9 protein-coding genes are annotated in these 11,179 nt (G+C 58.3%); all 9 read right to left on the bottom strand.

The window, feature by feature from the left end; translation table 11 throughout:
- Nucleotides 1-11: 11 nt before the first annotated feature.
- Nucleotides 12-743: a maleate cis-trans isomerase family protein gene (locus QFI97_RS10720; protein WP_346431125.1), complete on the bottom strand. Its 732-nt coding sequence runs from the start codon at nt 741-743 to the stop codon at nt 12-14.
- A complete protein-coding gene (locus QFI97_RS10715) occupies nt 740-2,374 on the bottom strand; it encodes an ABC transporter substrate-binding protein (RefSeq protein ID WP_346431124.1) in 1,635 nt (544 codons plus the stop codon). Before QFI97_RS10715 ends, QFI97_RS10720 begins: the two co-directional genes overlap by 4 nt.
- A 167-nt stretch (nt 2,375-2,541) precedes the next feature.
- Complete coding sequence (locus tag QFI97_RS10710) at nt 2,542-3,894, bottom strand: MmgE/PrpD family protein (protein ID WP_346431123.1); 1,353 nt, start codon at nt 3,892-3,894, stop codon at nt 2,542-2,544.
- Between the two features lies 1 nt (nt 3,895).
- Nucleotides 3,896-5,623, bottom strand: coding sequence for an ABC transporter ATP-binding protein (locus QFI97_RS10705; protein WP_346431122.1), 1,728 nt, complete (start codon nt 5,621-5,623; stop codon nt 3,896-3,898).
- A gap of 25 nt (nt 5,624-5,648) precedes the next feature.
- On the bottom strand, nt 5,649-6,563 hold the full coding sequence (locus QFI97_RS10700) for an ABC transporter permease (protein ID WP_438943426.1): 915 nt from the start codon (nt 6,561-6,563) through the stop codon (nt 5,649-5,651).
- Nucleotides 6,550-7,536, bottom strand: coding sequence for an ABC transporter permease (locus QFI97_RS10695; protein ID WP_095101203.1), 987 nt, complete (start codon nt 7,534-7,536; stop codon nt 6,550-6,552). Before QFI97_RS10695 ends, QFI97_RS10700 begins: the two co-directional genes overlap by 14 nt.
- 323 nt (nt 7,537-7,859) lie before the next feature.
- A complete protein-coding gene (locus tag QFI97_RS10690) occupies nt 7,860-8,951 on the bottom strand; it encodes an ABC transporter ATP-binding protein (protein WP_346431120.1) in 1,092 nt (363 codons plus the stop codon).
- A 14-nt stretch (nt 8,952-8,965) separates the two neighbouring features.
- Nucleotides 8,966-10,093 (bottom strand): N-methyl-L-tryptophan oxidase, encoded by a 1,128-nt coding sequence (solA, locus tag QFI97_RS10685; protein WP_346431119.1) that lies wholly within the window; start codon nt 10,091-10,093, stop codon nt 8,966-8,968.
- A 12-nt stretch (nt 10,094-10,105) separates the two neighbouring features.
- Nucleotides 10,106-11,176 (bottom strand): aldo/keto reductase, encoded by a 1,071-nt coding sequence (locus tag QFI97_RS10680; RefSeq protein WP_346431118.1) that lies wholly within the window; start codon nt 11,174-11,176, stop codon nt 10,106-10,108.
- Nucleotides 11,177-11,179 lie beyond the last annotated feature (3 nt).

The raw sequence follows: 11,179 nt of genomic DNA, 5'->3' as shown, positions 1-11,179 counted from the left end.
GTATAGTTAGCTCATTCGTTTACTGACAGCAGATGGCCCGCCGGTCTACGCGACTTCATATTAAGCGCCCGCAGGAGCGCCCACAGCGATGCCTGATTAGAGGTCACTACAGGTACGCCCAGCGCCTCTTCCAGCAGCGGAATAATCTCCAGCGTCAGCAGATTGGTGCAGCTGATAAATAGCGCATCGGCCCGACCGATCGCTCCGGCATACCTGATGGCGAGCGCCATAATTTCATCGCTATCCACGGCCGCAATGGGGTACGCCGACGAGCAGTTGAACGACTGATAGCCGGTGGTCTCCACCCCGTAGCGATGTAAAAACGCCACCTCGGCGAGATTAATTTCTTCCGGGTATGGGGTGATCATATAAATTCGCTTCGCCTCCAGCGCCCGCAATGCCCTGATAACCGCGTGGGCGGTCGTTACGGCGGGAACGCCGAGAGCGGCGGTGATTTGACGTTCAATCGCTTCCGGCGCATCGGGCTGGCCGACAAAACTGCCGCTGGTACAGCCAAACAGCGCCACCCTTAGCGGCAGACGATCCAGCTGATCGAGCGCCGGGGCGATATTTTGCTGCATCGCTGCCAGCGCTGAGGCAGAGAGCGTCGTACCGCCCGGTCGCCACACGCGAGCGACGTTTAGCGCGATGCTCTCCGGCAGCCAGCGCGGTAGCTCATACTCCAGCGCCATATTGCCTGCCGGTACCAGCAGCCCGGCGCGGATCGGATCCCGGTGTTTCATTTTTGCGCTCCGGCGTCGCCGGATACGCCGATCTCCATCGCAATGGTTTGCTCATCGCTGCGTCCCGGATAGACCAGCGGCTTACGCAACCCCCAAACGTTGATGGGATGGTAAAGCGGCAGCAGAGCCACATCCGCAATGGCAAGCTCAATAGCCGAGGCGAAAAGCGCCTCGCGTTTGCCATCATCAAGGGTGACCAGCCCCTGTTCGATAATCTGGTCCACCTTCTTATTGCTGTAGAAAGAGCGGTTGCTGGAGCCGTAGCCCCTTTCTTTATCGATGGTGTGCAGCAGTGAGCGCAGGGGCGAAGAAGACTCGCCGGTGGCGCTGCCGTAACCGACGAGGAAGAAGCTGAATTCGCTGCCCTGCGCGTCGCCGGTGACGCGCTTGTAAAACACGCTGCTGGGCATGGTCTCCACCTCGGTTTTGATGCCGACGCGCGTCAGCATCTGCGCCACGGCCTGAGCAACGGCGCTGTCGCGAATAAACCGATCGTTCGGCGAATGCAGCGTAATGCGAAAGCCCTCCGGATACCCTGCGGCTTTTAGCAGCGCTCTTGCCTTTTCCGCATCCGCGATGACGGGTTTAATCGCGTTGCTGTGGCCGAAAATGCCTTCCGGCACCAGCTGATCGGCCACTTCCGCGGCGTCGGTGAGAATATGTTTGACGAGCAGCCGGGTATCGATCGCCAGCTGAAACGCCTGGCGGACCCGTAAGTCCAGCAGCGGGTTATCAATTGGCTGACCCGCGTTATCGCGAATAAACGGCGAACGTTTACGCCCGTGATCGAAGCTGAGAAAGATGGCTCGATTGGTCACGCTGCGGGTCAAATTCACCGCGTCGTTGGTTTTCAGGCGGGCGATATCGCTGGGCGCGACTTTTTCAATGACGCTGACGTCCCCTGAGAGTAGCGCCGCCACGCGCGCGCCATCCGCGCTAATCGGGCGGATGGTAATCTCTTTCCACTGCGGCTTCTCACCCCAGTAATCATCATTGCGGGTCAGTACAATACGGTTGCCGGGAATATAATTGACCAGCTTATAAGGACCGGTGCCGATGACGGCTTTGCCGCTGTTATAGTCGGCGGTCGTCGCCTCCCCGCTGCTGCGGCTAATAATCGCTACCGTAGCCAGCTCATTAGGTACAATCGGATTTGGCGCAAGGGTTTTTATTCTTAATACCGTGTCGCTGATTTTAATGACGGTTTTATCATGTAAATAGGTTCGTAACGCAAAAGGCGAACCAACAATATGGCTGGCGCGATCGAAAGAAAAAATAACATCATCGACAGTCAGCGGCGCGCCGTTATGAAACTTCACGTTCGCCTGTAATTCGAACTCCCAGGTCGTGTCATCAATGACCTGCCATGATTTTGCCAGCCCCGGCTGCGGGCGCTGTTTATTATCCGATCTTACCAGCCGATCGAATAAATAGGTGGTCAGCGCCGCGTTAGCGCTGACGATATGCCAGTGCGGATCGAGCGACGACGGTTCGTTGCTGAACCCCAATACCAGGCTATCTACGGAGCGGGCGGCCCAGCCGGTCACCGGCCAGGTGACAGCCACGGGAATAAACGACGCCGCCGCCAGCGCGCCGGTTCGGAAGAGAAATTGTCTTCTGTTAATATTCATGACTGTCTCCTGGTGGTTTAATTTAGGCAAATTGTATTTATTAATTTCATTTAATCAGAAAGATAAGACATTCCCTTCCCGCACCGCTGACAGTTCTCGCCGATCCGGCCTGGAATATTTTAATAATTAATATTGCTATGAATATGTTTAATTTTTATTAGTCATTATCACTGACAGCACGGCAACAGCCGATAAATATCTAACTCATCGACACAGGATAGCTGCTCTATATTTTGTAATGACGCCCACAGCGCGTGGCTATTTTCTGTTACGCCGCCCCAGTGCAGGCAATGAATAAATTTCTCCTGCAGCTGTTCAGTGCTTAATGGCGATCGCGCATCGCCCGTGGCATAGCGCACCGGCGGGCTAAAGAGCGTATCTCCCTGACGAAAAACAATCTCGATCCGGTCCTGTGGCGCGAAGCCTTCGCGCTCGGGATCGCTTTCTGCAATGACAATACGTTCGCAGCATGCCATCAGCCGCCAGACCTCCGCACGCGCACGTTTCTTATCCTGTAAGGAACCTGGCGTCAGTTCGCCATCGATGAGCGCGCTTGCGGCGACAAACTCCAGGCTAAAGGCACTCTGCGTGCGGTCCATCGGCTTACGGAAACGCAAAATATCGCTGTGACGCTGGCTGGTCATCAGGCGGATGCGCGCAATATCCGCACGGCGCGCGGCCGTCTGTAAATAGAGCTGGCGCGCGGCGTCCACGATCCGGTGAGCGGCATAGCACACCGGATAATATTTAATTGCCGCAGGCTGGCGCGCCAGTAGCCAGTCCTGCTGCCGTAAAGCCAGCGCCGTCGTTCTGTCTGCGGGATGGTGCGGCGACCAGGTCGTCAGCCAGCCGCGCTCCTGTTCCAGAATAGCGTCATTGCCGGTAATGCCCTGACGCGCGAGCAGCGCGGCAAACAGACCGGCTTTGGCGGCGAAGCCAATATGCAACGCCTTAACCGGCGTGCCGAAATTCGCCATCAGTCCCGCGCTTTGCGAAGCCGCAATCGCCAGCGCGTGCCGGGCCCTAACCGCATCAAGTTCAAGCGCCGAGGCGCAGGCCGCCGCCGCCGCTATGGGGCCGATTAACCCGCTGGGATGCCAGCCCGCCGCGTGCGCCAGCACCGGATGCCGCCGCCGTAATTCGCCCCACGCTTCATAGCCTGTGGCGTAAGCAACCAGTAGCGCGCGCCCGGACAGCGGAAAGCGCCTCGCCAGCGCCAGTAGCGCCGGGATCAGTACGGCAGCGGGGTGCCCGCCCAGCGCGACGTTGTCATAGTCCAGCACGTGCGCCGCCGCGCCCGCCTGCAGCGCGAAGGCGAGAATATCCGGGGGCGTATCCTCCGCCAGCAGGCGCTGCGTTTGCGCCAGCCTGCTGATGGTATCCTCGTTTCTGCCCGCCAGCATCACCGCCAGCGTGTCGATCAGGTCGCGTCTGGCGTAATGCAGCGCATCGTCGCCGAACGGTATCTGGCGGGCGGAAGCAATCATGTCCCCCAGTTCGCGGGTCAGCATCATGGTCATATCAGCGGTTCACCACGACCTGATGCTCAGCCGCAATCTGACGATAAACCAGCGTTGGAACATCGGCATTGGCCGGCATAACCGCATGCACTATCTCGCTGTTATCCAGTTCAGGCGCCCTGCTGCGTCGGGAAGGGTCGGCAACGGGGACCGCGCTGAGTAAACGGCGGGTATAGGGGTGCTGCGCCCGCTGAAAAATATCCTCATTACGCCCCGTTTCGACAATGACGCCGCGTTGCATGACGGCGACACGGTGGCTGAACTGTCTGACCACCGACATATCATGAGAAATAAACAGAAAGGCCGTACCGAGCTTGTGCTGCAGGTCGCTCAGCAGCTGCATGACCTGCATTTTCACCAGCGCGTCGAGAGCGGATACCGATTCGTCGGCAATGATCACCTCAGGCTCCATGATCAGCGCCCGCGCGATGCAAATACGCTGACGCTGGCCGCCGGAAAATTCATTGGGGTAGCGCGTCGCCATGCCCGGCGTAAGCCCGACCAGCTTCAGCAGCTCGCTAACCCTTTCACGCGCCTGATGCCGGTCGCCATGCCGATGGTAAATCCACGGCTCTGCAATCGCCTCGCCGACAGTCATGCGAGCATTCAGGCTGGACCACGGGTCCTGGAAGATCATCTGCACGCGGCATGCGCGATCGGTTCGTAACGGCAGGCCTGGCGCAACGATCTGTTCGCCATTGAGGAGGACGCGGCCAGCCTGCGGCGCGACCAGCCCCACCAGCGCTCGCCCCAGCGTGGATTTGCCGCTGCCCGACTCGCCCACCAGCGCCAGCGTTTCGCCGCGCCTGAGCTGTAAGGATATTTGCTCAACGGCATGCACCCGCTGCTTCACCCGTCCCAGCAGGCCGCCGCGGAGGTTAAAACGGCAGGTCAGTCCCTCAATCTCCAGCAGCGGCTCTGCGGCGGAGGGCGCGGTGGGAGGCGGCGCATCATGGCGGGCGGCCGCCAGCAGCCGCGCCGTATAGGTATCCTGCGGATGCGCAAACAGAGCAGCGGTAAGATTCGTTTCTTTTACTTCTCCCGCCTGCATCACGAGGGTTCTGTCGGCCATTTCCGCCACCAGGCCCATATCGTGGGTGATAAACAGGACAGCCATCCCCTCTTCACGCTGCAATTGCTTGAGCAGGGCCATAATTTGCGCCTGGATAGTCACATCCAGCGCGGTCGTGGGCTCGTCGGCGATCAGCACTTTCGGACGTCCCGCCAGCGCCAGCGCAATCATCACCCGCTGACGCATCCCGCCGGAGAGCTGATGCGGATAGTCATCCATCCGCGTTTCCGCTGCAGAAAGTCGGACCTTCTTCAGCAGACCGATGGCTTCCTGTCGCGCCTGACGGCGGCTCAGCTGCTGGTGCTGAATCAGATGTTCCATAAGCTGATAGCCAATCGTGAGCACCGGGTTCAGGCAATCCTCCTGAAAAACGATGCCGATATCGCCGCCGCGCACCGCGCGCATCTGTTTTTCGCTCAGCGGCAATAACGCCTGCCCGTTCAGCAGTACGCTGCCGGTAACGCGCGTGCTCTTTTCGGGCAAAATCCGCATGATTGCCGCCGCCGTAACGCTTTTCCCCGAGCCCGACTCGCCGACCAAGGCCAGCGTCTGACCGGCGTCAAGCGTGAAGGAAATATGGCGGACGACCGACCGCCACTCGCCGTCGGATTGAAGATCCACGCTCAGGTTTTCAACTTCAAGAACTGGCCTCATCATGCCTCTCCCCGCCGGAGTAAGTCGTTTATTGTGCCCATGGATTGAGCACGTCCCGCAGGCGATCCCCTGCTATATTAATCGCGACGATGGTCACCATCAGCGCAATGCCGGGGTAAAAGCAGATCCAGTATTCACCCGATAACATATATTGATAGCCGTTGGCGATAAGCAAGCCGAGACTCGGTTCCGTCACCGGCACGCCCAACCCCAGAAAGGAGAGCGTCGCTTCCAGCGCAATCGCCCGCGCTACCTGTACGGTGGAAATCACAATCAGCGGTGGCAAACATTGCGGCAGAAGATGGCGAAACAGAATGCGATGTAAAGGCAGCCCAAGGCAGACCGCGGCCTCAATATAGCCTTTCTTACTTTCGACAAGCGCGGTGCTGCGCGTGGCCCGGGCGTAGGTCGCCCACTCAACAATAACCAGCGCCAGCACCACATTACCGATACCTTTACCTAAGAAAGCCAGCAGCATTAAGGCCACCAGAATGGCCGGAAAGGAGAGCTGCAAATCCACCAGCCGCATAATGAAGGCATCGGTTTTACCGCCGCGATAGGCAGCCAGCAGCCCCAGGGACCCGCCGATAATGGCCGCGAAAAAAACAGAAACAAAACCGACGCCCAGCGAAATACGCAATCCGTACAGTATCGCCGATAGCATATCCCGCCCCTGATCGTCGCTGCCCAGCCAGAACAGGATGCCGGAACTGCCCTGTGCGCCCGGCGCCAGCTGCCCGTCAATAATGCTGAGCTGCTGAAGATCGTAAGGGTTTTGCGCAGCCAGCAGAGGCGCGGCAAAGGCCGCAATAATAATCAGCCCTATCAACAACGCAGCAAATAACGCGCTTTTTGAACGCGAGTAGCGCCTTAAAAATTGCCGTATGCCCTGTTTGCGCTGCGGCGTCGACGGTATCACCATATTTGCCTCAGCCATTCGCATTTGCTCCCGCATTTATTCTGATTCGCGGATTAAGCAGCGATGAGAGAATATCCACGACGAGATTTATAACAACAATAAGGGTGACGATGATCATCAGATAGGCGACGATAACCGGCCGGTCGAGCATATTAATACTGTCAATAATCAGTTTGCCCATGCCGGGCCAGGCAAATATTGTCTCAGTGACCACCGAAAAAGAGATAACCGAACCGAACTCCATTCCCACCACGGTGATCAGGGGAATCACAATATTTTTTAATAAGTGGACAAACGTCATTCTGAACTCAGATAACCCACGCGCTTTGGCCAGCCGCATATAATTCGCTGACATCTCCTCCCGCACGCCGGCGCGGGTGAGACGCAATAACAGGGCGGTTTTAAATAAGGCCAGATTAATGGCCGGGAGTAATAAGTGGCGTAATCCATCGCCGGTCAGGAAAGACCACTGAACGCCCAAAAAGGTTTTCATCTCGCCGCGTCCGCCGCTGGGCAGCCATCCCAGACCGACCGAGAAAAACATAATCAGCAGCAAACCCGCCCAGAATGTCGGCAGAGAAAAGCCGAGGATGCTGCCCGCCATAATGGTTTTTGACAGCCAGCTATCCGGTTTTAGCCCCGCATAAAGACCGAGCGGCAAGGCGATAATAATAGCCAGCAAAGTCGCACTGACCGCCAGCTCAAGCGTGGCCGGGAAGCGCTGCAGAATAAGCGTCAGAGCGGGCTGATTAAAGACGTAGCTGCGTCCCAAATCACCGTGCAGGAGGCCCTGTAAAAAAAGCCCGTACTGTTGCCACAGCGAAAGATTAAGTCCAAGTTCAGCAATCAGCTGCTGCCGATCGCGCTCGGTGGCATCGGGAGACAATAAAATATCGACCGGGCTACCAATAACGTGCAGGGCGAAAAAGACCAGCGTCGCCATTAACCAAACCACCACGCATGCCTGCATCAGACGTTTGATTATCAGATTCAACATAGGTAATACAGCTCCGGCTCATGAAATAGCGGCTTCAGGAGGCGAAGTACCGCACTCAGCTGAATCCTTTGGTCTGCGATGAAAATGGAACCAGAAAAGAATACCAATGTATACAGTAATGCTGAAATGCAAAAACCAGCAAAGAAAAGTCTTATTTGAGAAATACCAGACGCGTTTATCCAATCATCTCTTGCCGGTAAAGCCGTGCGCTTTCTTCCCTTTCGTCGCACATCATTTTCTGGGGATACCCGCTGGGCCAACCTCCTCTCCCGACATGTAGCTATTCTTGTCGCTAACTACGCTCAGTGGGCTGGTTTGCCGCTTTACAGTCTGGAATAGGCCCTACCGCCGGCCGAAAACAGCTGAACATGGCGGCTGCTAATGCCCAGCCGTACCGTCATGCCGACTTTGCGCTGCGATTCTCCAGGCACTCTTTGTATCAGCGGCTCATCTACCCCTTCAATCTGGTAATAGAGCAATGTCTCGTAGCCCAGATTTTCAATCAACACCAGCAAGGCGTCCAGCTGCGGTCCGGGGATCTCCTCTGAGGGTAAATGCTCTGGACGCACGCCCAGCCATGCCTGCTCACCCGCCACGGCATGACGACCATCCACCGTCACGAGCAGCGGTACATCGCCGGGCAGACGAACCTTAATGCCCTGCTCACTGCCCTCCTCTATTTTCACCGGCAGGATATTCATTCGCGGCGATCCGATAAAGGTCGCCACTTCCAGCGTGGCCGGATGATGGTACAGCTCCAACGGCGTCCCTACCTGGGCAATACGTCCCGATGACATCATGACGATGCGATCTGCCAGCGTCATCGCTTCTACCTGGTCGTGGGTGACGTAAATCATGGTCGAACGCAGCTTTTGATGCAGGCGAGCAATCTGAACGCGCATTTCCACGCGCAGAGCGGCATCAAGATTGGATAAGGGTTCATCAAACAGAAACAGGGCCGGCTCTTTCACCAGCGCGCGGCCAATGGCCACCCGCTGACGCTGTCCGCCGGACAGCATCGCAGGTTTGCGCTCCAGCAGCGGGGTGAGCTGTAAAATACTTGCCGCCTCACTAACCCGCCGGGCAACCTCCGCTTTCGGCCGCTTCGCCAGCGTCAGGCTATATGCCATGTTCTCCGCGACCGTCATATGCGGGTACAGGGCATAAGACTGGAACACCATGCCGATACTGCGCTCCTGAGGCAGGGTATCGTTTATCAGCTGACCATCCAGGAACATCTCACCGGTGCTGATATCTTCAAGACCGGCGATCATCCGTAGCAGCGTGGATTTGCCGCTGCCGGACGGGCCGACAATGACCACAAATTCGCCGGCGTCAATGGTCAGATCGATATCCTGTACCACTCCCTGAGCGTGGAAAGTTTTCCCCACGCCCCGTAATTCTAATTGTCCCATAGTACTCTCTGTTGTTATAAAAACCGCTGTGGGGCAATAAACGCCGTGTCGAGTTCGACCGTCTTACCAAGCGCCTCTGCGGCAATGATCTCGCCGATAGCCGGGGCATGTTTAAAGGCATGACCGCTGTCACCGCCGGCCACCAGCACGTTTTTCCGGTATCGCCCGACGATAAACTGCGCATCGGGCGTACGGGTGATCATGCACGGACGGGCGCTGGCCGGTTGCGGATGAATCCCTCCCAGCCACTGGCTAACGGCCTGACGCAGCTCGGCGGTATCTTCACGGGTGATATGCCGGTCAATATAGTCAGGGTCGAGCGCGCGACGAGGTACGCCGATATCTCCCAGACCAAGCTTCACCGCCCCGCCGGGTAAAGCGCCGTGCCCCCACAGGGTGAGCGACGGATGAATTTCACGCACAAACACCGGGAACTCAGCCAGGCCGTAACCAGGCGCGACATCAAACCAGGTCATCACCGTGCGAACAGGATCGAGCGGGAGATCGGCAGCAAAGCGCGCCAGCCACGCCCCGCTCGCCAGCACGACCTGATCGGCCCGTACGTCCCCTGCCGAGGTAGCAATGCGCACTCCGTTGCCGTCATCCTCTATCGCCTCGACGCTCACCTGCGTCAGCACCTGCGCCGACAGCGCTTCAGCGCGCTGCAATGCCGCGCGAATAAAGCCTTCCGGGTTCGCCACGCCCGCTTCCGCATCAAACACGGCCACATCATCAGCGCGTAACCCGAGATGCTGCGGCTGACGCGCCGCAAGCTCCGCGGCGGTCCACACGTTCAGCGCGACGCCGAGCCGTTCTGCGGCCCGTAGCGTGCCGCTGACCGCCAGCGAATCGCGACGGCCGATAATGGTGCCGCCCGTTACCGACAGCAGGCTTTCTCCCGCGTGGAGTTCCAGCTGCTGAAACAGGCTACGGGATAAGCGGGCATACTCCCCCAGCGCAGGATGCTCAAGGCAGAAGGTACGGAACAGCCGGGTTTGACCGTGGGTCGCGCCGAGATCGTGAGGCGGAGTAAACCGATCGATGCCGATCGCCCTCACCCCCCGCTCCGCCAGGCGCCACAGCGCTGCGGCCCCCATAGCGCCCAGCCCTACCACCGCCACATCATATTGCTGACCAGCCACGTCATATTCCTCTTACAGTTCGGACGAAATTTTCCACGGATTGACGCCGCCATCGTGTACCGCAAAGTTGTCGATCAGAGCCAGCTCATCGCTGCTGAAGACCAGGTTATCCAGCGCTTTCAGATTCTCAGCCAGCTGCTCTTTGCTGGATACGCCCACCAGCGTCGAAGCCACGCGCGGGTCCCGCAGCGTCCATGCGATCGCCAGCTGCGACAGCGTCTGGCCGCGTTCCGCCGCGATAGCCGCCAGCCCGCGCAGGCGGCGAAGGTTGTCTTCAGACTGCGCCTCGGCGCTGATATAAGTCCGGTGCTGCGCGCGCTGCACCTCAAACCCCTGCAGGTAACGATCGGCCAGCAGACCCTGCGCCAGAGGCGTGAAGGCAATCGCCGCCGCGCCGGACTGCGCAAGATCGCTCAACAGTTCGTCTTCAATCCAGCGGTTAAGCAGCGAGTATGATGACTGATTGACCAGCAGCGGCGTCCCCAGCTCTTTAGCAATGCTGAGCGCCTCGCGGGAACGCTGCGCCGAATAGGACGAGATGCCGACATACAGCGCCTTCCCCTGACGGACGAGGGCGTCGAGCGCTTCAATGGTTTCATGCAGCGGCGTATCCGGGTCATAGCGATGGGAATAGAAAATATCCACATGATCGAGGCCAAGACGTTCCAGAGATTCATCAATGCTGCCCAGCAGGTGCTTTTTACCGCCGAGACGGCCGTTTGGCCCGAGCCACTGCGGCCAGCCCGCTTTGGTGGCAATCACCAGCTCATTACGGTACGGACGGAAATCTTTACGCAGGATGCGGCCAATGTTCTCTTCGGCGGCGCCCAGCGGCGGGCCGTACTGGTTGGCGATATCAATATGGTTAATCCCGTTCTCGAAGGCAAAACGGACGATGTCGCGCTGCTTCTGGAACGGCGTGTCGTCGCCGAAGTTGTACCAGGTCCCGAGCGCGATGGGCGAAACCACCAGACCACTGTTGCCGACCCGGTTATAGGCATACCGCTTGAAACGGTTTTCGGGCGGCGTCCAGGGGGTATTGGGGTCCGGCCGCTCATCAAGGAATTCAACGCGTTGTGTCATGCT

This window comes from Klebsiella scottii (assembly GCF_036561945.1).
Classification (GTDB): domain Bacteria; phylum Pseudomonadota; class Gammaproteobacteria; order Enterobacterales; family Enterobacteriaceae; genus Klebsiella; species Klebsiella scottii.
This window is presented reverse-complemented; position numbering and strand designations above follow the sequence as displayed.

What these genes read in the sequence shown, in the direction of transcription:
- QFI97_RS10680 (WP_346431118.1), bottom strand. Translation starts at nt 11,176, where the DNA reads ATGACACAACGCGTTGAATTCCTTGATGAGCGGCCGGACCCCAATACC.
- QFI97_RS10690 (WP_346431120.1), bottom strand. Translation starts at nt 8,951, where the DNA reads ATGGGACAATTAGAATTACGGGGCGTGGGGAAAACTTTCCACGCTCAG.
- QFI97_RS10715 (WP_346431124.1), bottom strand. Translation starts at nt 2,374, where the DNA reads ATGAATATTAACAGAAGACAATTTCTCTTCCGAACCGGCGCGCTGGCG.
- QFI97_RS10705 (WP_346431122.1), bottom strand. Translation starts at nt 5,623, where the DNA reads ATGATGAGGCCAGTTCTTGAAGTTGAAAACCTGAGCGTGGATCTTCAA.
- QFI97_RS10695 (WP_095101203.1), bottom strand. Translation starts at nt 7,536, where the DNA reads ATGTTGAATCTGATAATCAAACGTCTGATGCAGGCATGCGTGGTGGTT.
- QFI97_RS10710 (WP_346431123.1), bottom strand. Translation starts at nt 3,894, where the DNA reads ATGACCATGATGCTGACCCGCGAACTGGGGGACATGATTGCTTCCGCC.
- QFI97_RS10700 (WP_438943426.1), bottom strand. Translation starts at nt 6,563, where the DNA reads ATGCGAATGGCTGAGGCAAATATGGTGATACCGTCGACGCCGCAGCGC.
- QFI97_RS10720 (WP_346431125.1), bottom strand. Translation starts at nt 743, where the DNA reads ATGAAACACCGGGATCCGATCCGCGCCGGGCTGCTGGTACCGGCAGGC.